A 22,565-nucleotide genomic window follows, 5' to 3' on the forward strand; every position below is an offset into this window, starting at 1 on the left:
CTCTCCTCCTATCGTTCTCCCTCGTAATACACAAAGCGGTTCGATACTTTCATCAGGATCAGGGTGACAAGCGAGATCACGGCGAACAGGAAAATCGACTGCGTCATCGCCATGCTGAATTTCAGATCGGTAAAGGCCGACTTGTAAATATTGTAGACAAACGTATAAGCAGAGTAGTTCGGACCACCCTTTGATAGCAGCAGCGCTTCCGTAAACATCTGAAAGTTATACATCGTCTGAATAATGATGACAAACAGAATGGAAGGACTAATCATCGGCAGTGTAATTTGGAAAAATCGGCGAATCCCGCTTGCACCGTCAATTGCAGCAGCTTCATACAAATGTCTGGGTACATTTTTCAGTGCAGCCAGGAAGATCAGTACTCCACTGCCCGAAATCCAGACTTGAAGCATGATGATGACTGGCTTGATCGTATGCTCCCCGCCAATCCAGTCCACTTTGCCTATACCCAGCGCGCCAAGTCCGGCGTTCAGGATGCCGAATTCGGAGTTGAATACCAGCCGCCAGATAATAACCGTTGCCACAATGGGCACCAGTGTCGGTAAATAGAAGAAGGTGCGGAACAAGGCAATACCTTTGACATTAAAATTAAGCAGCATCGCCAGACCCAGCATACCCGCCGTTACGATCGGAACACCGAATACAACGAAAAACATCGTGTTCATCAAGCTTTTCAAGAAGATGGGATCATCCATCATGTGCGTAAAATTATCGATCCCGACAAAATTAAAGTTGGTCGCTCCCGGAAGTCTCGCATCCGTAAAGGCGTAGAAAACCGAAGTCCCGAAAGGAAATAGGAAAAAGGTGATAAATCCGATAATCCAAGGCAAAATGAAGAGAAAGAACAGCAGTGTGTCATATTTTCTCAACCTGTTCATGATGACACCCCTCAGCCTGAAATTTCTTCTAAATAGACGTACCGTTCTTCCAAAATAGATTTCTCTGCCGCCAGGGCAATAAGCAACGCGTTACGACCAACCTGCGCACTAGCAAAGGGCTGTCTACCTTCCTGTACACATTTCAGAAAATCAATGCGTTGGGTCTGTCCACCCGTGTGTCCACCCATAATGGAATCCGACGTCACATCAATCTCCAGATGGTCCTTCGTCCAGTCCTGCCCGCCAACGATATCAATCGTTTTGTCATTACGGGCAACCATCTGGCCGCCGTTCTCTCCGATCAAGCCAATCTCAAGCCCTTCTCCCATCAAATTGCGCGGTTTCAAATACATGCACAGGCCCAGATTGGCCTTGCTACCGTTATCATAATCAATGGTGATGAATGCATGGTCGACGATGGAGGTATCCGAAATTTCTTTCGTGGGATAGTGACTGTATGAATTCTGAATCCGATTGGGCTCTCCTTGCTTCATGACATGCTGGCCTCCAGAGGCAAACACACGGACTGGCTTCGCCTGGATCATCCAGTTGAAAATATCGAAGTGATGACAATCCTTCTCTACTATCGCGCCCCCAGACTTGGTCTTGTCATAGAACCAATCCGCAGGTGGGAATGGATCACGGAATTCCTTGCACCACATCAATTTCACGTCACCAAGACGTCCGTTCTCCAATTCCTTCTCCATTCGGCGATACAGATTCGAATATCGATAAACCAATCCGATCTGCAATACCTGTCCAGAGGCTTCCGCCGCTTCTATAATGGCATCACAGTCCTCAATGGTATGCGCGACCGGTTTCTCCAGAAATACATGCTTGCCAGCTTCCAGAAAAGCGACTGCCACTTCGCGATGCAAATAGTTCGGTACACTGATGACCACCGCATCCAAATCTTCCTTGGCAAGCAGTTCACGATAATCGCTAGCTATGGTGGGGTTGCTATTCTTGAGTTCAGCCAGCGTACGTGCCACATTGGCTTCATTCATATCACAGATATAACGAACCTCACTCTCCTCGAGCAAATCAAAACCAATGCAATGATGTGACCCCATGTCTCCTACACCGATAAAAGCCATTTTTATCTTCCCCATGCTTACACTCTCCGTTGCTCGTTAATTTGCGGCAAATGCCATGAAGCCAATTCGATGTTAAGAAATCTAACAGGACTGTGACTATGTAACGATAGTAAAATAGTTTTAATCCCTTGTCAATTGATTTTGGCTAAATTTTTAATTATTTTGCGGCAATATATTTACAGTGCATTTTACATACTACTAAACAGTATAACTCTTTATCCATCATAAATTAAGCGTTTACATTTTTGTTGTATTATCATATACTTTAATTTGTATTCATTTTTATTTGCGGCAAATATTATATTCAAGTTATGAATACTCATGTTCAAAATTTAATAAAACACGCCTATTTTCAATAGAAAACATAATAAATTCTGGAAAAATATCTGTTGTATCTCCTGTACCCATCCCCTATAATGCAATTTAGACACGGAATCCAAGAACTAAAAACACATTTTATATTTGCCGCAAACCAAAATCTCATCTTTCAGTTATTTATTCCCCGATTACTACCATGACTCTTACATAAAACGTTACTATTCTGCTACTTCATGCGGATCAGAAAGGAGTTGAGCTCTCCTAACTCTCCCCTCATAACGAATTTCGGGGTGGGCAGAACGAGGTATCATTCAAAATCCATTATTCAGGAGGTATACCATGACAAGATTGTTTGATAAAAGCAAGCGGAGCCTTGGATTGCTTTTGGCTTTTGTCCTCATGATTACCCTGCTATTGCCTGCGGGAGCCTTACCCAAAGCCTCTGCTGCAACCATCACCATTGATGGCAACGTCAGCGACTGGAGCAGCGTTAGTGCTCTCACCACCAATAGTGGCACTGCCCAAACGCTCAAGGTGACCAATGATGGAACCAATCTCTATCTGCTTATTCAAGGCTCTGGTCTGAGTACAACGATGGGCAACTTCTGGATCAATACCGATAACAATACTTCAACCGGTTACCAGGCTGCGGGCTGGGGAGTTACAGGTGTGGAGTGGCTGCTTGAAAATACGGGGTTATACCGCTATGGCGGCAGCGGAACCGACTGGGTCTGGAACTTCAACAGCACGTTGACCAGCTCCCAATTCTACCGCAGCTCCACCGTCATTGAGGTCGCTATTCCTCTCTCTACACTGCAAATCAGTGCTGGTAGCACAGTGCGAGTCGGGTATATCGACAACAGCTCGGATACGTCGAGATTGCCCGCGTCTGGACAAACACTGCCCGCTTACCTTTTGACCTCGGCTGGATCAGGTGGTGGTACGGGGAACAATACCGTAGTGAATCCCGTAGAGCTGGACAGCCCACTTAACAATCCATTCAAAGGCTGGGCGCCTTCGGCCAAGAGCACCACATATGCACAGCCACACAGGCTCGTATATGCCGGAGTGACTTGGAAGGAACTTGAATCTACCAAAGGCACATATGATTTTAGTGCAATTGAAGCCGCCAACAATTTTGCCTACTGGAAAAGTAAAGGCGTCAAAGTGGTGTTTCGCTTCATTCTGGATAGCCCGACAGGACAGGCTCACAGGGATATTCCCGACTGGCTCTACAATGACATGATTGCACGCGGAGAATCACCTGGAACAGTATACAACGATACAACCGGAGGCATGGGTACTGGCAACAACATGGGCTTCTCTCCCAACTACAACTCCATCTATCTGCAAGAACGGCACAAATTAGCCATCGAAGCCATTGCGGCAAGATACAACACCAATGATCGTCCGGTCGCCTTTGTTCAGATCGGTTCACTCGGACACTGGGGCGAGTTCCATACATGGCCTTATGTCGGACCAAATGGTGAAACCAATTACACAGGCTCTTTCCCTACCAATGACATCTCGAACAAGTATGTTCAGCATTATATTGATGCCTTTGCTGGCAAAGAGGACAAAATGCAGGTTCTGATCCGGCGCAGTATCGCCCTCGCCAAAACCAATAATAAAGGCATGGTCATGGGCATGTTCAACGATGTGTTTGGACATAAAGACAGCTTTGATGCGGATTGGGGCTGGTACACAGGCACCCAGAATGGCTATTGGGATGATATCGGTCAACAGCAGCCAGCACATGCGAACTTCTGGGAGACACGTATCTCAGGCGGCGAATTTTACGGGGGAGCTTCCGGCATGCTTGCGGCATTAACCACCGGTAGTGGATTTACGGAAACGTTGCGTCAGACGGAGCTTAGTAAACCAAGCTGGCTGGGGCCAAATTCCCCTGCCTCGCTTCCGTTGAATCATGCCTTACAGGCCAATATGGATGCACTCAAGAAACGAATGGGTTACCACTTTGTAGTGAAGGAAATCTCCCATCCATCCACCATTAGCGGAAGCACGTTTACAACAACGATTAAAGTGGAGAATAAAGGCGTACAGCACTTCCCGTTTGCCTGGCCAGTTGAAATTCAACTGCGCAGCGGCAATACCGTGGTCGCCAAGAAAACAACAAACGTTAATCTGACCACGTGGAAAACGGGTACCTACACCCTGACCGATTCCATTCCGGTCTCCGGTCTTGCTGCCGGAACCTATGATATCGCAATTGCGATCATTGACCCGGAAACGAATAAACCTGGTGTAGACTTTGCCAATACAAATAAATTGACCGACGGCTCGTTCAAACTGAGCAGTGTAACGAAGTAATCTCAAATTACTTCGACTAGTGAAAATGCAAAGAGCAGGAATGGGGGCACTATGCTCTCATTCCTGCTCTTTTTCGAGTGAATCATCATTGCCAACTTACCGAACAACCGTCATTATGATTTTCTCCAATAACTACTGTGCCTTGTTCCGTAGCTGACTGTAATACAGTTCGCTGTAGAAGCCACCTTGTTCCAGCAATGCGTCATGCGAACCCTGCTCCAGGAGCTGACCGTCCTTCAGTACAAGAATACGATCGGCTTGGCGGATTGTGTTCAGTCTGTGAGCGATAACAAAGCTGGTGCGGCCTTGCATCAGGCGCTGCAGCCCTTCCTGGATTTTGATCTCCGTGACGGTATCGATACTGCTGGTCGCCTCATCCAATACAAGAATGGAAGGATCGGCCAGAATTGCCCGGGCAATCGCAAGCAGCTGCTTCTGTCCCTGACTTATGCCACTTCCGTCGGCCTGAAGCACTTTATCGTACCCATCCTTCATTCGCACAATGAAGGAATGAGCATTCGCCAGCCTTGAAGCGGCTTCTACCTCTTCGTCGGTCGCATCCAGGCGGCCGAAACGGATATTTTCACGAATCGTGCCCTGGAACAGGAATGAATCTTGAAGAACAAATGCCATGTGTGAGCGCAAATTCTCGCGCCGAATGGTCGTAATGTCACGTCCATCCACCGTTAGTGTACCGGATGTAGGATCATAGAAGCGGGATAACAGCTGAATCAATGTTGTTTTCCCTGCCCCAGTCGGACCTACCAGAGCAATCATCTCGCCCGGCTTGGCTTCAAAGTTAATTTCATGCAAAATATTGCGTCCCTCATCGTATCCAAAGGATACCTTGTCGAAGCGAACGGCTCCCTCCACCTTTTCGAGAGATACGGCTGCGCCTTCATCCTTCGCTTCCTCATCCTCATCCAATACCTCGAACACGCGCTCTGCCCCGGCAATCGCAGACAGCAACGTATTCCACTGGTTGGCCAGATCGTTGAGCGGACGGGTAAACTGACGGGCATATTCTACGAAGATGATAATCACGCCGACGGTAACGGAACCTTGAATCGCCAAGATCCCGCCGATGCCTGCGACAATCGCAAAGCTCAGGTTGTTCAGGCCATTCATCAGCTTTGGAATAAAACCGGAGATGGTCTGTGCCCAGAAACCGGACAACCGGATCTTCGTATTTCGTTCCTCAAACCCGCGAATGACCCGTTCTTCCTGCGAGAACGCCTTGATAATCTTCTGTCCTGACAATGTTTCCTCAATGTACCCATTGAGTTCGCCGAGATTACGCTGACGTTGTTTGAACAACGGCCCGGTTCTACGGGTAATCCAGCGCATGCCAATGGCCATCAGCGGTACCACGATAAATGTAAGCAAGGTCAGCAGCGGACTTAACCAGAGCATCACGCCAAACGTTCCGATCAGAGTTAACACACTGGAGAAAATCTGGATGGCCGAGCTGTTCAGCGTACCGCTGACATTCTCAATGTCATTGGTAACCCGGCTCATAATCTCCCCCTGCTGACGCTTGCCGAAGAATGGAATCGGCAGTTTGTGCAGATGGGAGAACAGATCATACCGCATGCGGAACACGGTCTCCTGTGCAATTTCAATCATCCATATATTTTGCAGCCATGACGACAAGGAAAAGAGAACATAGACTGCCACCAGACCCAATAAAAATGTCGTCCAACTAGAACTCGTTGCTTCTCCATCAATGAATTTATCCACAGCTACACCGACCATATAAGGTCCAAGTAAAGCGAGCGCAGAACTGGCAAATACCATCAGCAGCACCATCGTCAACTTGACCTTGCGACGGGCCAGATACGCCCAGATCCGGCCTAACGTACCGGACCAGTTCTTCGCCCGTGCCTTCGGCTTACGACCACCACCTGCCTTCAGCGTCTCGGGATCAATCGGCGGTGGGGGCTGACGGAAAGGTTCAATGAATGCTTTGAACATGTGGTGTACCCTCCCCGTATTGTGATTCATAAATTCGGCGATACAGTTCAGATGAATCCATCAGATCTTCATGTTTCCCCTGTCCAATCAGACGCCCATCGTCCAACAGCAGAATCAGATCGGCAGAGGTGGTTGAACTGATTTTCTGCGTGATGATAAACGTTGTACACGACAGCTCTTCCAGTGCACCCAGCAGCCTTGCTTCCGTGGCTACATCGAGAGCACTTGTACTGTCATCCAGAATCAAGATGCTTGGACGACGAATTAATGCACGGGCAATCGAGAGCCGCTGCTTCTGCCCACCCGACAGATTGACTCCACGCTGACCGAGCTGTGTATCATAGCCATTCGGCAGCTTCTCAATGGTCTCGTGAATCTGTGCACGCCGCGCTGCTTCCTTAATCTCTTCGAGCGTTGCGTCCTCCCGGCCCCAGGCGATGTTATCCCGTACCGATCCGGTAAAGAGGACCACTTCCTGCGGCACATAACCGATTGCTCCGCGCAATGTGGCAATGTCCAACCGTTCTGCGTCATTACCATCTATACGAACCTCGCCTTGATCTTCGGTATAAAGCCTTGGAATGAGCTGTACCAGTGATGATTTACCCGAGCCTGTCGCTCCCATGATGGCGATACGCTCGCCTCTTTTGGCTGAGAATGTAATGTCCTCCAATACGGTAATTTCACTGCCCGGATAGCTGAATCCTACACCCTGAAAATCAACTGCACCCTGGATAACAGGATTCCCTTTCCCAGTTTGCGCAGAACGATCTGTGTCCATGGATTGACCTGAATCCGAAACTTCCTCCGTGTCAAAAACTTCGTTAAGCCGTTGTGCCGAAGCACTCGCTCTGGAGAAGGTTACCAGAATCCAGGACAGCGCAGACATGGCGCCAATGGTGCGAAGCAGATAGTTAATAACTGCGACGACTTCACCCACGGTTGCACTTCCGGTAGTAATGTCACGTCGTCCAAACCATAGCACGGCGATGATACAACCATTCATCATGAGCAGCATGAATGGCATCGTCGTCTCCGTCAAGCGCAGCGCGGAGATCGTGCCCTTCATCAGCTTGCCGCTATAACCGGCAAAGCGTTCAATCTCGTGGCCCATCCGGACGAAGACACGGATCAGCCGAATGCCTGTCAGATTTTCCTGGATGACTCCGTTGACGGCATCCAGCCTGCGCTGCACATTGCGGAACAGCAGCGCTGCCTTTTTAATCATCCAGATGACAAACACGAGCAGTACAGGCACCATCACAACAAGCAGCAGACCCAGCTTCGGATTTACCACAACCGCCATGATCATGCTGCCAATCACCACCAGCGGTACACGTGTCATGAAACGCAGACTCATAAACACCGTATCCTGCACCTGTGTAACGTCCCCGGTCAAGCGGGTAATCAGGGATGATGTGGCAAAACGGTTAAACACCGCATAAGAGAACGCTTGCACTTTGTCATACAGCTTCTCCCGCAGATCGTAACCGAAGCCGAGACTCGCATGTGACGCAAAAAATGAACTCGCAATACCCGCGGCAAATGCAACGACGGCACTGCCCACAAGCACCCCACCCCATAGCCAAACCACTGACAGATCTCCTTGCTGGATACCGTTATCAATGATCTTCGAGATCAAATAGGGTTGAGCCAATTCGACCGTCAATTCAATCAGCATCATGACCAGTGCTGCGATGGCGGCGACTCGATACTTCTTCAAGTAGTACAACAGCTTGATCATAACCATTCCTCCGGCCCAGAGCGTTTAATCTTCGTGACGATTTGGTATGTTCACGCAGCCAGCTCCGTTAGTCTCTTTCCATAACTCTATGTAAAATTTCACGTATCCAATACGCTTATTATATCGCATTTTGAACCTTCAAATCGCTAATATCTTCTTTCCTTTTTATTATTAACCTGAAATAGACTTGGAGTGAACATGCATCTGCAACAAAAAACCTGGGCAGATTGCCCAGGTTCCAATTCGAATACGTTTGTTGACACTCAACTCATTCCAGCTGTTTTACTCCGACTTCTGAAAATCGGCCTGCTGCTGTTCATAGATTTCATAGAAATCATCCCAGACAAGTACATTGTCCTTTTCCTTGCTCCACCATTCTTTGTACCACGTTTCAATCTCCGGGCCACCACCTTGTTCCCACTTTTGCTGCGCTTCTGCAGCAGCCTGCTCAACCGTATACTTACTACCGCTAATAATGGAACGGGTGAAAATATCATTAATGGCTGTTGTCACATTGGTAAGCTTCACCTGAAGCTCTTTGGGCAGCTGTGGCATATGTTCCGAATGGGTAACGCCTTCTCCCACTGGCAGATCGTTCATGTATACTTCCCGTGCTTCCTTGAAAAGACGAAGTCCTTCCTTCTGGGATGGGATTTCCTCACTGAACAGCATTTCGGTGTAACCACATTTGCCTTCCTCCAGGCGGCTGTACAGCATCGCGTAATCTCCAGCCCAGCTTATTTCCTGTTTGTACTTTTCCTGGTCAGATATACGCGGGCAGCCCTGTTCGTTCAACGTATAATGAGTGCCTTCGAACCCGTTCTTGACCGTTCGGCCTGTCTCGGTTTTGGTCAGAAAATCGATATATTGAATGACAGCTTCCGGATTTTTGGCACGGGCATTCACAATGGCCGTCATCTGTACCGGGTTATTCCATACCATCGTATATTGACCCACCGATGTGGAAGGCAGAGCAATGACCTTCAGCTTGGCATCAGGCACATTTTGCATGAGCGTATCCAGTTCCTTGGCCGCAAATCCGGTGTAATCAGCCGTCATTGCCGCATACATGCCTATTTTCCCGTTCAGGAAATCCTGCTTGGACTTGGCTCCATCCTTGTCGGTAAGAAAATCCTTGTCTACTACCCCCGCCTCAAACAATGCCCGCTTAAACGCTGTCATTTCCTTCATGTGATTGGGGCCGACCACAATCTCCCCGTCCTCCACGTTCACCCAATTGGCATTGTACATGTAGCGGAATAATCCCGCAGTGTCTCCAAACTGCAATCCTCCGATTCCAAAAGTATCGTCTGCACCGTTCCCATCCGGGTCATTCTCTGTGAACGCCTTGGCGACCGCCAGCATCTCTGCTTCGTTCGTTGGCACCTCCAGGTTCAGCTTTTCCAGCCAATCTTCACGAATGAAGAAACTGGTCAGCGGAAATACCTCATTCATTCGACCCACTTCATATAATTTGCCATCGCTCTTGATCCCAGCCTTCTTTAACTGTGGATACTTCTCCATCAGCGCTTTATATTCCACACTGGAGTTCTCAATCAGTTCATCCAGCGGCATCAGTTGTTTTTGATTAAATAACGTATTCCGAATAGGCGTTCCGAATTCAAAAATAACATCCGGTGCACTGCCCGAAGCGAACAGAACGTTTAATTTGGACTGCGATTCCCAGCGGGGCACCGCCGTATATTTGACATTGGCCGGGCCGTTCTCATTGATCCACTTGGACCACATGTTATCCTCAATCGTTCCCATACCGCTTGGTACGGCGCCCCGATCATAGATCGTCGACGTTATATTGCCGCGCGCACCTTCCCCTTCAGCCTGCTCACTTCCACTTCCTCCTGAACACCCTGCCAGTATTCCGCCGATCAAGCCCAGAACAAGACCGGACTTCATCCATGCCTTGATGGATATCGCCATAAGATCAGACCCTCTTTCTTATATAATGTGAAATGAAATAAGCGAATGGCTTGCAGCCTGCACTACCCTTTAATGGAGCCCAGCATGACCCCTTTAACAAAGTACTTTTGCAAGAATGGATACACTGCCAAAATGGGAATGACCATCACGATTACGGCCGCTGCCCGAATGCCTTCTGGCGTTAGATTCGAAATCATCGTAGGATCGGTAAAATCCTGCACGTTCAGATTGGACATAATCATATTTTGGACCAATACAGTCATGTTGTACTTCGAGGTATCATTGATGTAAATCATCACACTCATGAATGAATTCCAGTACCCTACACCATAGAACAGAGCAATGGTCGCCAGCAACGGTTTGGACAGAGGCAGCACGATCCGAAATAACAAACCGAGCTCTCCGCATCCATCGATGCGTGCAGCTTCGTCCACTTCCCCTGGGAGATTTTCAAAATACGATCTCATAATCAGCATGTTATACGTACTTACCAGACCTGGCAGCCAAAGTGCACCATAACTGTTCACCAGCCCAAGGTTCTGCACCACCAGATAAGTCGGAATCAATCCGCCGTTAAAAATCATCGTGAATACCATCGCCATCGTAAAAAACCTACGGTGGTAAAAATGCCTGCGCGACAGCGGATACGCCGCCATAATTGTAACAGCCATACTCAGCCCCGTACCGATTAACGTAATCTCGACACTGTTCCAGAACGCATTCAGGATCGGCGTCCCGGTCAATAGACTGTGATAGGAAAACCAGGTGAAGTCGACTGGCCATAGCCCTACTTTACCGGATACTACGGCTCTCGCATCACTCAACGACAAAGCCACAATATTCAGAAGGGGCAGGATACAGCTGATAGCGACCAATGTTAACAACACATAATTGATCATATAAAAGACTTGTTCTCCTCGTGTTTTTCTCACTCTGCTCCGCCTCCCTTACCACAAACCTTCGTTAAATCGACGTGCAATATAGTTGGCACAATAGATGAGAATAAAAGCGACCAGCGATTCAAATAATCCCATCGCCGTCGTCAGGCTGAACTGTGCTCCCTGAAGACCTGTGCGATAAATATACGTACTGATAACATCGGCAACCTCGTTCACGTTAGAGTTCTGAAGCATATACACTTGGTCAAATCCAACTTCCATGACGCGCCCCATCGACAGAATAAGGAGCAAAATAATGGTGGAGCGAATGCCAGGAAGGGTTACGTGCCAGATCTGTCGCATCTTGCTCGCCCCATCCATCTGTGCAGCTTCGTACTGGCTTGGATCGATCGTCGTTAGTGCCGCCAGAAAAATAATCGCGTTAAAGCCCATGTCCTTCCAGATACCTGACCCGACAAAAACGGCGATCCAAGAGCCTTTGTTGTACATGAATGGATACGGCTCTCCCGTCCAGGCTTCCACCCATCGGTTCACGATTCCGTTCTCCAGTGAAAATACGGTCATGATCATCATTGCAATGATGACCCATGAGAAAAAGTGCGGCATGTACACCACGGTCTGCACGGTCCGCTTAAACGCCATGTTTCTTACTTCATTCAGCATGATCGCCAGAATAATCGGGATGGGAAAACCCACGATAATGCTAAGCAAACTGAGAAATAAAGTATTACGGATGATCTCCACTGTGCGCGGATCGCTGAACAAGGTCTGAAAATGTTGAAAGCCCACCCATGGACTGTTCCAGAGCCCGTCATAGAAGTTATAATCCTTGAAGGCGATGACCAGCCCCCCAATCGGCGCATAACGAAAGATAAGATAAAACAGGATCACCGGAAGAAACATCAATAGTAGCGGAATATTCATCTTGAAACGGCGAAGCCGCTGCTGCCGGATTCTCTGCCTCACTTCGCTGTCAGGCGGTTCCAACCTTGGCGGCCCTGCGGCCAGCTCTCCCTTCATGTTCATCACTCCTCTCTGCTGTGGATGTCTATAGTTGTATTCTAGATAAAAATGTAAGCGTAAACATTCGATATTTAACGATCCTTTTTTAAATTTCTACGCAAAATAACCCCACATCGTGGGGCTGTGTTCGGTAACGGCTTACTTGCTGCTCTCATGGCTCGGCTGCTTGCGAAATTCGCGGGGCGACAGCCCGGTCATCTGTTTGAACACGGTTGTAAAATAACTGGAGTTATCGAACCCGGTCTGTTCGGCAATGTCCGCCATGCTCTGCCGGGTACTGTGCAGCAGTAACTTCGCCTTATCCACTCTACGCTTGCTGACGTACTGGCTGAAGCCATGACCGGTTTCTTTTTTGAACAGGTGACTGAGATAATTGGGGGTCACGTGAACATGTGCGGCTGCCGCCTGAAGATTACAATTTCTGGAATAGTTCATCTCGATGTACTGAAGGACCCGTGTGACCACGTGATCCTGTTGTTCCTGCGTAAGCCGGACTAGCATACCAAGCCATTCATCACTTTTGCAGCGTGCCCAAGCCATCACTTCCGCTACCGTATGAATCCAGAGCAACGGATCTGGGCCGAACTTGTCGACACTTGCAGACTGCTGAACACGGAACTGCTGCACTAACAGATCGGTCATCACTTTCATGAGCAGCTGAATCTCGGCTTTGCATTCAGGGAGAGGCATCCGGGATGCATGGCTGAACAGTTCATCTATCCGTGCAGCCATTTGCGGCAGCTGCTGGTTCAACAAGAGTGCTGCCAACTCATCACGCAATTGATCCGATCTCTCTACCAGACTGTACTGTTCCCTAATTCGGTTATCAGATTGTCGCTGGCAGTATCGTTCATGCGCTTTGCGCAGAACACGACAGGCCTCATCTAGAGAGAAGGGCTTGAGCAGAAACTCCATCGCACCATAACGGATTGCGCGCTGTGCATATTCAAACTCCCGATAGCCCGTCAAAATAATGATCATAATGTCCTGACCACGATCATGGATCTGTTCTGCCAAGTCCAAGCCATCCATCACCGGCATGTTGATATCCGTAATAATTAGATCCGGTGTACAACTGTTTACGGCTTGTAGCGCTTCTTCTCCGTCGGCAGCTTCACCAACCACTTCCCACCCGAGTGGATTATTGGACACCAGATGTATCAATCCTTGCCGAAACATCACTTCATCATCGACTACGAGTATTCGTCCATTCAATGGATGTATTCTCCTCTCAGCATGTTATCTGTTCACGTCCAGCAACCTATTCTACCTGATAGGGCAAACGAAGCCGCACCAGCGTTCCCACTTCAGCAGTGGATTCGATCTGCACACCATAAGGCTCACCATGAATCAGTTCGATTCGTCTGAGTACACTTCGCATGCCAATATGTTGACGCTCCTCATCAGCGTGTGCCAAAGGTGCCAAAATACGATTCATCATGGTTGGGTCCATCCCGCATCCGTTATCGGCTATCTCCAGAATAAGCATGTCCGATTCTGCATCATTTCCCGCGTATCGGAACCCGCGAATCTCCAGACGACGATTGTCCCTTTTGTCCGCAAAGGCATGAACAAACACATTCTCCACAATGGGCTGCAGCAGCAGTCGAATCACCTGGCACCGGAGCAGTTCAGGAGGAACAGAAATCTCGATCGATAAGGCCTCCTGATATCGGGCCTGCTGAATCTGCAGAAAATGGTCAATCTGGGTCATCTCATCCTGTAGGGTAGTCAACCGCTGGACTGGCTCCAGTGTATATTGCAGCATCTCGGACAAGGCCGTAACCAGACGCGCCGACTTCTCATCTCCAAGCATATAGAACTTCCAGAAAAACATGCTTAATGTGTTATACAGAAAATGTGGATTCAACTGGGCCTGTATAGCCTTGAGCTCAGCTTGCTTTTCACTTAACTCGCGCTCATAGACTTCATGAATCAACGTATCTATCCGTGATGCCATCGCATTGAATCGTTCTCCAATGAAGCCCAGCTCATCCTGTGTCTGAATCTGAACGCGTGTATCAAATTGTCCGTCGCGCACTCTTTTCATCGCGTTAACCAGGCTGGCCAGTGGACGCAGCAGCCTGCGGCTGATGATGGTAATAATGATCCACGAACACAGAACCGTGGCTGCCGCGGAAAATACAGCGACTTTGACGATAATCTTGCCCTTATGCTGAATCTGAGCCAAGGATACTTTGCTGATCAACGTGAACTTGGCTTTGTCCGACGTTTGTTTTGTATACAAATGAGCGGTCCCCTGCTCGTCCCTAATCTCGGTTGCCCCCATGCTTAGTTGTGTAAGCGGTGGTGGGTCCGCATCTTGATTATGAAACGCATATACCAGTTTCCCATCTGCATCCAACAAATACGCGGCAATATCTTCATTAAGACGCAGGTCCTTGAGATAGGATTCAAACAGAGAGGTATTAAAGAGGATTAACATGACTCCATACGTCTCCAGATCAACAGAACGCATTAAGCGCCCTGCCAGAATCCAGTTGGATTTCTCCTCTTGAAGAAAAGCATCTGCGTCCAGACGGTTCCATATATATTCTCCTCCCGTCCCTTCCAGCTTATGGACCATCTCAGCCAAATATGAAGGGTCCATCTGTTGAAACGAGCCGGCAAACGTACCGAGATTAAATATGTTTCCCTTAAGATCATAGATTCGAATTCCCATGATCTCCGGTGCATCGAGACGAACCTGATACAACTGGTCATCCAGTTCATCTTCCAGCTTCATCTGATCATAGGAGGAAATGCCCGCAGCCTGCGCCTTAATAGCATTTTTCACGGAGGGATTCAGCGTAATGTAGTCCGTCACTTTATACATGTCGTGCACCCTGGAATCGAGTCTTGCAAGTACCTGTTCTGCGGTAAGACTATACTGGCGACTCACTTCTTCATTAAACAGCGAAATATGTATGCGATAAGTAATTAACCCCGTGATGCCTGATATCAATACAGTCGCCGCCGACAGAAACAAAATCAGTTTTGTTCTGAATTTAAAGCGTTTACATAATTGAATCCATCTCATCACTCTTCGCACCTCACCCTTGTCCCGTACCACTTTATTCTTAAAAAAGATATCATACCCCTATGTAAAACAACAGAAAAACCCTGACCCCGTATCGACGGTAGTCAGAGTTTCTACCTGCTCTATGAAGGATAAGCCGTAAGAACATTTTTCGGAACAGTATTTCCCATAGAAGACTATTTGCCGTATGTCTGCTCCAAACGTTCTTCTTCATTGGTGGATAACAAAATGTTCAGCAGCCCCATCACGTTATTCGCTTCTGTTCTGGCTTCCGTATACTTCTCGGCAAATGCAGCTTCGTCCTGTTCCGGATCTATTGCAGCCAGTTTGGCCCACGACTCGCGGGCTTTATCGTAAAGTTTCGTTAATGTGATGTCATACGTATGCTGCGCAACAGGTGCCATGGAGTCGAACTCCGCTGCATTCTTGAAAAATACCATCGAGTCCTTAAAGGACTGACTGGTGTAATCCTTGTTCTTCATGGCATCCTCCGTGAGTAACAGCGCCTGACGAGAGATAAACAATGTCTTCACCATGGCACGCTCCAGATTGGTTGCTTCTTCCCATGACACATAGGACACTTCCGGTGCCTGAACGGTTGTGAAAAAAGGAAAGGCATCATCGATCAAACGCTGTGAATCGGAATGGATTGGAATACCTGTATTCATATTCACTACCGCATCACTATAGTTGGCGATATTAATATTTTTGGAGCCTTCTTCACTTACCCTGCGAACCGGATGATCGTTAAGCGGGACACGGATATAGCCAAGCTTGTCTGCATACTTCTCCTTCAATTCCTCCAGTGTAGAGTCCACTCCGATTTTGCCTTCTTCAGGCGAAGACCCCACTGTATCGGAAGTTGAGGAGGTGCCCGCAGAGTCTTCAGCATTCGTATCTGCTGCCGACGATTCAGTTGTTGACGTGGCCGAGCCATTGGTTGCTGTAGCCACCGTGCCAGCATCCTGAGCAGACTCCTTCGTCGTTGCTTCCTTCGTCCCACCGCCACATGCAGTCAATATGGCAACCAAGCTGAAAATGGCCGTGAACATCTTGATTCTATGATTCCATCTCATTTTGTAATCTTCCCCTTATCTTATGTATGTACCTGAGTTCAATTAACCTCTGCTTCAATCCATGAATAGTTCATTCCATAAATATCCTTTCGGATAACATAGATATATCACTGTGTAATCTGGTCTTTATTTTATCATAAGTTAAATACTGGGTGTATACGACAATGTGCCTGCATGCTCACCTGCACTTCTGGCTGTCCCATTCTTACATACGGAGAGAACAAAAAAACACGGTCATCCATGAAATGAAGGACAACCGTGTTGATATGTATGCTTAGTGATCTGCATTATTCGTTTCAATTCATCGCGCATGGATGATGTAACAGGTTCAGGTTCCTCTTATTTAATGCCTTTGGCCTTCTCCATATGATCAGCCCGAATCTGGGGATCCGTGGAATTGACTGCGGACAGCATGTTGTAGATTGCCTGAATATCCTGTTCTTTATACAACGTTTCGGGGACTTCGGTCTCAAGCCTTTCCGTTTTACGAAGAATGGTCTCCACCAATTCATGATCATAGATAATCAGTTCATCCGAATTGACATACCGCACAGCTGGATCAACACTGATCCGGCAGCGATTGGTGAAGGTCACCATGGAGACGAGACGAACTCTTTTATAATCGCCGAGGTGTGCCTGAATGGCCTCCACATGCCCCCGGTGCTGCATCAATGGGTTATACATCTTGATTCGGCTGCTGCTGACTGTCCAGTTGGCCTCTCTTCGGCCTCCACGAATCTCACCCGTCGTCAGGTTTCGTGTCTCAATCACGAAGATCCCCCGCGGACCGATGACAACATGATCAATCGATGAATAACCCGAGCGGGACTTGGTATTGGCAACAAGCAAGTCGTTCAGAACTTTGTATTCACCCGGAAGAGCATGCAGCTGCTGGGCAGTGCTTGGTTCCTCTGGCTGACGGGTCCAATCTCCATCTGATTTCGTTTTTTTGCGTCTACTGCGGACCATACGCGTAGGTATGGGGGCCGTTGACGGTAAAGATGAAGCGGAAGCTGATATCTGGTTCGCGAGCTCTGGCTGTGACTTGAACAGAGACAGGATTTTTTTGAACATGGGCAAGCTCCGTTCTATGTAGTGTGGGTTTCGCACATCCATTATGTATACTTCTATTACTTATGTCGGATAAAGAGGGGCAAAAATAAAGGGAAGAGGGCCAAAAATCCATTGTTTAACTAAAGTATATACGATTCTTTAACCAATACTGTGACTTTAGACGCATACGAGAAGGGGGAATTTTATAAAAACAGCGTATTCCTTTCTATTGAAGAAAAAGAACACGCTGTTGTCTTGGGTGTGAGGATTAAGCCTGTAAATAATATGTGTAAAGCACCTGTGTACCCTTCTCATCCAGACCGTTGCTGGATATTTCCTGATACAAGGATTCAGCCAAGGCCAACCCTGGTGTCTTCATGCCCATGGCTTTGGCAGATTCGAGAGCGATACCCATGTCTTTGATAAAATGTTTCACATAGAATCCAGGCTCATAATCGCCTGCGATCATGCGCGGACCTAGATTGCTAAGTGACCAGCTTCCGGCTGCACCGGTAGCGATGCTCTTCAGCACATTCTCCGCGTCCAGACCGGATGTCTTGGCATAAGCGAGTGCCTCGCACACACCCATCATGCCTGAAGCAATCGCGATCTGGTTGCACATTTTGGTATGCTGTCCTGCTCCCGCCTTGCCTTGCAGCACAATGTTGGTGCCCATTTGCTCGAACAACGGACGAACCGCTTCAAAGGCCTCCGTGCTGCCGCCAACCATAATGGACAGCTTGGCATCCCGTGCTCCGATATCCCCACCGGAAACTGGTGCATCCAACGCATGCAGTCCTTTGGCTTCCGCGGCTTCATAGATCCGTGCAGCCAGCAGCGGACTGGATGTGGTCATATCAATCAGGTAAGAGCCCGGTTTCGCGTTCGCCACGAGACCATCTTCACCAAGATAAATCTCCTCAACATCCTTCGGATACCCCACCATCGTGATGATGACATCACACTCGGCTGCCAGTTTGCCTGGTGTGTCATGCCATACGGCACCTTCCTTCACCAACGCTTCCGCTTTGGCGGCCGTGCGCGTATAGACATGCAACGGATAGCCTGCCTGCTGGATGTGCCCTGCCATGCTTTTGCCCATTACGCCTGTACCGATAAAGCCAACTTTCGTCTCTCCAGGTGCCTTCGTTGTATTTGTCATCGTAGGTTTCCTCCTATTTCTCTATACTTCGTTTGGAGCCTGTCTTCTAAACTTGCTATATCTGTATGTTAATGCTTTCTGTCTCTTCCGTCTATCTTGTTTCGTCTTCTATTGTTCAAAAAAATAAAATAGGAATCGAAAATCCATTTCTTGTACAACCTAACGGAAACTTCCTTGAACGGAAAGGAGAATTCCCATGAGCCGTGAAAAGGGAGAAATCACGATATGGCTGTCCTTTTCCATCATTTTGTTAAGTGCAGGCCTCGTGTGCCATGTTCTGTCCATTCCGGCGATTCTGGATTATGCAGGCAGAGATGGCTGGCTATCGGTAGTCGCTGCTGCTCCCTTCTTTTTGTTATTTCTATGTATGATGTTCGTTATTATCCGACGGGTACGCGGGCAGCGTTTGACGGACTGGATCACGCGGGAATTTGGCGCAATTCCTTCATGGATTTTCCGTATCACTGCCTCACTCATGCTGCTTGCGCTTGGATCACATACCTTATATGAAACAACAAACTGGACGGTATCCACCTATCTGCAATTCACCCCACCCTATGTGCTCGCAGGCGTGGGAGCTCTGGTTGCTGCCTGGGCGGCTGCCAAAGGTATCCGTTCCATTGCCATGACTTCAAGTCTTTTGCTTCCGTTCGTGATCCTGCTTGGATATTTCGTGATGTCAGCCAACATAAAATACAAGGACTATGGCCAGTTGTTTCCCATCATGGAATATGGTTCCGGCCCCGTCCTAAGGGGCATGATCTATTCGCTTGCTGGACTGATGGAAATCTGGATCTTGATGCTGTTCCAACACGATATCAAAAGTAAAATTCGCTGGTGGCATCTTCTGCTGCTCGGGTTATTCATGCTCAGTATGGCGATTGGTCCAACGCTGGGAGCCATCGTTGAGTTCGGTCCGGAGGAAGCAGCAAAACAGCGAAATAGCCCCTATGAGCAATGGAAGCTGGTGAATATAGGGAAATTGCTCCAGCACGTGGACTTCTTGTCCATCTATCAATGGCTAAGCGGTTCATTTGCCAGAGTGGCGATCTCCATCTATCTTATCGTCGATCTGCTCGATTTTCGCAGACCCAAGAAAAGGTACGTTGCCGTTCTAATTGTCACCTTCATCATGTGTGGAATAGCTGTACAGTGGTGGAGAATTGATTACGTTGACTATTATGTAAACCATATTCAATTCCCCGTGATGCTGGCCTATGTATCCACGGTAACAATCCTGTTGACCCTCGCCGCATTCATACACAAAAAAGACAAGGAGGCTCCCGCCCATGCCGCTCACAACCACACCAAAGAAAAACCCCCATCTGGCTGAACCATTCCGAATCAATGAGCATAATCTTACGACGTTTTTTGCAGGTTCAGATGATGTGATCATCAGCAGCCATATGATTGGGGAGTCTCCACAGCAGATTGTCATCGTGTATTGCAGCGGTATGGTCGACAGCAAATCCATATATGATATTATTCTTCCCGAACTGACGCGAACGTACGAGAGTACTCACTTTGTTCGTGCATCGGACATCGAGAAGTCCATTACCCTGCAATGGACAAGTATAGACATACAGAACAATCCGCTGGGAAAGGAACTCATGTCCCTGCGAGTGTTTGAGGGGCATATGCTCATCTGCATTCCTTCCATCCAGAAGATGTGGAGCATGGATATATCCAACATTCCTACACGGTCGCCGGATGAATCCACTACGGAAGTATCGATCCGCGGGGCACGAGATGGTTTTATCGAACGACTATCAGTCAATATTGCGTTAATTCGTACACGCCTGCGTACGGCCGAATTAGCCTGTAATATTGAATTAATTGGTTCTCGCTCCGTGACCAAAGTCGCCCTGATGTATATTAAGGACATTGCCAATCCCGAGCTGATTGATGATGTGAAGAATAGGCTGCGCAAAATCGATATCGAACGCATTATGACCGCCAATGAACTAGAGGAATTATTGTCCCCTTCCAAAGTCACATTGTTTCCGGTAACCCACTACACGGGCAGACCTGATTTTGCGGCGGAATGTCTTCTGAACGGACGTTTCGTCATTATCGTGGATGGCAATCCCAGCGTCATCATCGGACCCGTCAATTTGTTTCTGCTTCTCAAATCCCCTGAGGATGCCAGCTTCCCTTTTCTTCCGGTGAATGTGGGCCGTATGCTGCGTTTTATCGGGCTATTAATAACCGTGTTCTTGCCTGGTTTCTATATTGCGCTGACTTCTTTTCACATGGACCAGCTACCCTTTCCACTCGTAGCCACGATCTCGGTTGGGCGCATGGGTCTACCTATGGAGTCTGGTGTGGAAATGTTTCTCATTATGCTTCTGATGGAGCTATTCCGGGAAGCAGGGGTGAGGCTTCCCAGCGCCATTGGTCAGACGCTGACCGTTGTTGGCGGATTGATTATTGGGGATTCGGCTATCCGTGCAGGCATGGTTTCCCCGCTCATGATTGTCGTCATTGCTGTAACCGTAGTGGCCGGAGCAACGATTGTGAATCAGGTCATGACCAGTTCTGTTCTGATTCTGCGTTTTTTCTGTTTTGTACTGGGGGCATCCCTTGGCATCTATGGGTTCATTCTGTCCATTATCCTGTTCCTGATCTATCTGACCGATCTGAAATCGTTCGGTATTCCTTATCTGACACCGCTCAGTCCGCTTAATTTCAGACAGGCGCTGGCCTCGTTGTTCAAACTTCCGAAAGGATGGATGAAACGCAGACCTGTCTATTTGGAAACGCAGGAGCCGCGCAAAGAAGGGAATGAGCGATGAAGCGGCTTATACAACGATGGTTGCTAGGACTGCTAAGTCTCTCTCTTTGTTTTGTGACCAGCGGGTGCTGGAGTGCCTATGAGATCCAACAGGTGGACTATGCCAAAGCGATCGGGATCGATTACAAGGACGGGATGTATCACATGTATGTTCAAAGCATGGACTTTGCCAGTGTAGCCAAGAGCGAAAATTCAACCAAAACTGCGGAAGCCCCACCCGTGTGGGTTGGACATGCATCGGGGAGAACATTGAATCTGGCGGTAAACGAACTGTTCCGAAGTTCCCAGCTCCATATCGCTTGGGGCCATGTGACGGCCATTGTCATGGCCGAAAATGTCCTGACAAGCAAGCATATTACGGAAGTGTTCGACATGCTTGGACGTTTCCCTGAATCACGTTATACAACTTGGGTATACGGCACTCGTGATCCATTGGAAAATATTCTGAGCGCCACGTCCATATACAATATGTCGCCGCTGGACAGTATTCTGCATAACCCTCTTCCCTCATTCCTGGAAGAATCGCTGTTTCCTCCAGTGCTTAGTTTCAAACTCATTGCCACCCATAATGATGCGTCCACGACAACTTATCTGCCTTGCATCACCTTGAACAAGGAACACTGGTCGCAGAACAAAAAAAATTACGAATTGTTTATGATTGACGGTGCTTTTTTTGAAAGAACCGGGGATAAATTTGAATATTTGCCCCATAGCACAATTCCTGGATTTCATTGGTTACTTAAGGATATGCGGCGTGCGCCATTGATTATTGAAAACGAAGGAACCATCTATGGCGCGCTCAGCGTTGGTTTGCCCAACGTCAAAATTGTGCCTGTCATTCGTGGGAATGAGGTTTATTTCAACATCGATGCCAAGTACCTGACCGCCTTGTATGAATATATCACCCCTGTTTCCTATGACGAGATGGTCCAATTCAGCGAGAAGACATTGCGGGAGCAAATTTTGCAAACGTATCGCGAAGGTCTGAAACGTGGGGTCGATGTCTATGGACTTCAGGAGAAGGTTTATCGCAAAAATCCAAGCCTATGGCGCAAGCTGTCCAACAACGGCTCAAAGATGATCCTGACGGAAGATTCCATTCAGGAGCTGGACATTCATATTACCATTCCATATACAGGTAAATTCCGTAGGAAAGTGTAGCCATAACAAATCCCCTGCCGTATGTCGGATAGGGGATTGTTTGGTTGATGCTGCTA

16 protein-coding genes are annotated in these 22,565 nt (G+C 48.1%); 4 read left to right on the top strand and 12 right to left on the bottom strand.

Going from position 1 to position 22,565, the window contains the following annotated elements:
• Positions 1–8: 8 nt before the first annotated feature.
• A complete protein-coding gene (locus tag MHB84_RS07990; RefSeq protein ID WP_072735121.1) occupies positions 9–899 on the bottom strand; it encodes a carbohydrate ABC transporter permease in 891 nt (296 codons plus the stop codon).
• Between the two features lie 11 nt (positions 900–910).
• Positions 911–2,011: a Gfo/Idh/MocA family protein gene (locus tag MHB84_RS07995; RefSeq protein ID WP_076290313.1), complete on the bottom strand. Its 1,101-nt coding sequence runs from the start codon at positions 2,009–2,011 to the stop codon at positions 911–913.
• A gap of 642 nt (positions 2,012–2,653) precedes the next feature.
• Here MHB84_RS07995 and MHB84_RS08000 point away from each other — a divergent pair.
• Complete coding sequence (locus MHB84_RS08000; protein ID WP_076290314.1) at positions 2,654–4,645, top strand: DUF4832 domain-containing protein; 1,992 nt, start codon at positions 2,654–2,656, stop codon at positions 4,643–4,645.
• 132 nt (positions 4,646–4,777) lie between these two features.
• Here the strand turns inward: MHB84_RS08000 and MHB84_RS08005 are convergent, their stop codons facing one another.
• From MHB84_RS08005 to MHB84_RS08050, 10 genes are all read right to left on the bottom strand, one after another.
• Positions 4,778–6,619, bottom strand: coding sequence for an ABC transporter ATP-binding protein (locus tag MHB84_RS08005; protein WP_076290315.1), 1,842 nt, complete (start codon positions 6,617–6,619; stop codon positions 4,778–4,780).
• Positions 6,600–8,363: an ABC transporter ATP-binding protein gene (locus MHB84_RS08010; RefSeq protein WP_076290316.1), complete on the bottom strand. Its 1,764-nt coding sequence runs from the start codon at positions 8,361–8,363 to the stop codon at positions 6,600–6,602. The genes MHB84_RS08005 and MHB84_RS08010 overlap by 20 nt, the downstream gene beginning before the upstream one ends.
• Before the next feature lie 282 nt (positions 8,364–8,645).
• Positions 8,646–10,301, bottom strand: a complete 1,656-nt coding sequence (locus MHB84_RS08015; protein ID WP_076290317.1) for an extracellular solute-binding protein — start codon at positions 10,299–10,301, stop codon at positions 8,646–8,648.
• A gap of 62 nt (positions 10,302–10,363) precedes the next feature.
• The gene (locus MHB84_RS08020; protein WP_062321002.1) at positions 10,364–11,233 is read right to left on the bottom strand and encodes a carbohydrate ABC transporter permease; all 870 of its coding nucleotides are present in this window, start codon (positions 11,231–11,233) and stop codon (positions 10,364–10,366) included.
• A gap of 15 nt (positions 11,234–11,248) precedes the next feature.
• Positions 11,249–12,220, bottom strand: a complete 972-nt coding sequence (locus MHB84_RS08025; protein ID WP_076290318.1) for an ABC transporter permease — start codon at positions 12,218–12,220, stop codon at positions 11,249–11,251.
• A 141-nt stretch (positions 12,221–12,361) separates the two neighbouring features.
• A complete protein-coding gene (locus MHB84_RS08030) occupies positions 12,362–13,438 on the bottom strand; it encodes a response regulator transcription factor (protein WP_076290319.1) in 1,077 nt (358 codons plus the stop codon).
• Between the two features lie 46 nt (positions 13,439–13,484).
• Positions 13,485–15,263, bottom strand: a complete 1,779-nt coding sequence (locus MHB84_RS08035; protein ID WP_076290320.1) for a cache domain-containing sensor histidine kinase — start codon at positions 15,261–15,263, stop codon at positions 13,485–13,487.
• A gap of 176 nt (positions 15,264–15,439) precedes the next feature.
• Entirely contained in the window at positions 15,440–16,339 is a 900-nt protein-coding gene (locus tag MHB84_RS08040) for a hypothetical protein (protein WP_076290321.1), read from the bottom strand.
• A gap of 339 nt (positions 16,340–16,678) precedes the next feature.
• Positions 16,679–17,413 carry a nuclease-related domain-containing protein gene (locus MHB84_RS08045; RefSeq protein WP_064640469.1) on the bottom strand — a complete coding sequence of 245 codons (735 nt, stop codon included), beginning with the start codon at positions 17,411–17,413 and terminating at the stop codon, positions 16,679–16,681.
• A gap of 247 nt (positions 17,414–17,660) precedes the next feature.
• Positions 17,661–18,554: an NAD(P)-dependent oxidoreductase gene (locus MHB84_RS08050; RefSeq protein WP_076290322.1), complete on the bottom strand. Its 894-nt coding sequence runs from the start codon at positions 18,552–18,554 to the stop codon at positions 17,661–17,663.
• Between the two features lie 196 nt (positions 18,555–18,750).
• Between MHB84_RS08050 and MHB84_RS08055 the strand changes: the two genes are divergently transcribed.
• Genes MHB84_RS08055 through MHB84_RS08065 form a run of 3 tightly spaced genes read left to right on the top strand, consistent with a single transcriptional unit; the run spans position 18,751 to position 22,509 of the window.
• Complete coding sequence (locus MHB84_RS08055) at positions 18,751–19,887, top strand: endospore germination permease (protein ID WP_076290323.1); 1,137 nt, start codon at positions 18,751–18,753, stop codon at positions 19,885–19,887.
• A complete protein-coding gene (locus MHB84_RS08060; protein WP_083678987.1) occupies positions 19,844–21,349 on the top strand; it encodes a spore germination protein in 1,506 nt (501 codons plus the stop codon). The genes MHB84_RS08055 and MHB84_RS08060 overlap by 44 nt, the downstream gene beginning before the upstream one ends.
• Positions 21,346–22,509 carry a Ger(x)C family spore germination protein gene (locus MHB84_RS08065; RefSeq protein ID WP_076290324.1) on the top strand — a complete coding sequence of 388 codons (1,164 nt, stop codon included), beginning with the start codon at positions 21,346–21,348 and terminating at the stop codon, positions 22,507–22,509. The genes MHB84_RS08060 and MHB84_RS08065 overlap by 4 nt, the downstream gene beginning before the upstream one ends.
• Positions 22,510–22,565 lie beyond the last annotated feature (56 nt).

It is taken from the genome of Paenibacillus sp. FSL F4-0087 (assembly GCF_038020215.1).
Classification (GTDB): Bacteria; Bacillota; Bacilli; order Paenibacillales; family Paenibacillaceae; genus Paenibacillus; species Paenibacillus taichungensis.

Coding starts and splice junctions, on each gene's coding strand:
- MHB84_RS08005 (WP_076290315.1), bottom strand. CDS start 6,619: ATGTTCAAAGCATTCATTGAACCTTTCCGTCAGCCCCCACCGCCGATT.
- MHB84_RS08000 (WP_076290314.1), top strand. CDS start 2,654: ATGACAAGATTGTTTGATAAAAGCAAGCGGAGCCTTGGATTGCTTTTG.
- MHB84_RS08035 (WP_076290320.1), bottom strand. CDS start 15,263: ATGAGATGGATTCAATTATGTAAACGCTTTAAATTCAGAACAAAACTG.
- MHB84_RS08045 (WP_064640469.1), bottom strand. CDS start 17,413: ATGTTCAAAAAAATCCTGTCTCTGTTCAAGTCACAGCCAGAGCTCGCG.
- MHB84_RS08060 (WP_083678987.1), top strand. CDS start 19,844: ATGCCGCTCACAACCACACCAAAGAAAAACCCCCATCTGGCTGAACCA.
- MHB84_RS08025 (WP_076290318.1), bottom strand. CDS start 12,220: ATGAAGGGAGAGCTGGCCGCAGGGCCGCCAAGGTTGGAACCGCCTGAC.
- MHB84_RS07990 (WP_072735121.1), bottom strand. CDS start 899: ATGAACAGGTTGAGAAAATATGACACACTGCTGTTCTTTCTCTTCATT.
- MHB84_RS08065 (WP_076290324.1), top strand. CDS start 21,346: ATGAAGCGGCTTATACAACGATGGTTGCTAGGACTGCTAAGTCTCTCT.
- MHB84_RS08055 (WP_076290323.1), top strand. CDS start 18,751: ATGAGCCGTGAAAAGGGAGAAATCACGATATGGCTGTCCTTTTCCATC.
- MHB84_RS08015 (WP_076290317.1), bottom strand. CDS start 10,301: ATGGCGATATCCATCAAGGCATGGATGAAGTCCGGTCTTGTTCTGGGC.
- MHB84_RS08040 (WP_076290321.1), bottom strand. CDS start 16,339: ATGAGATGGAATCATAGAATCAAGATGTTCACGGCCATTTTCAGCTTG.
- MHB84_RS08050 (WP_076290322.1), bottom strand. CDS start 18,554: ATGACAAATACAACGAAGGCACCTGGAGAGACGAAAGTTGGCTTTATC.
- MHB84_RS08010 (WP_076290316.1), bottom strand. CDS start 8,363: ATGATCAAGCTGTTGTACTACTTGAAGAAGTATCGAGTCGCCGCCATC.
- MHB84_RS07995 (WP_076290313.1), bottom strand. CDS start 2,011: ATGGGGAAGATAAAAATGGCTTTTATCGGTGTAGGAGACATGGGGTCA.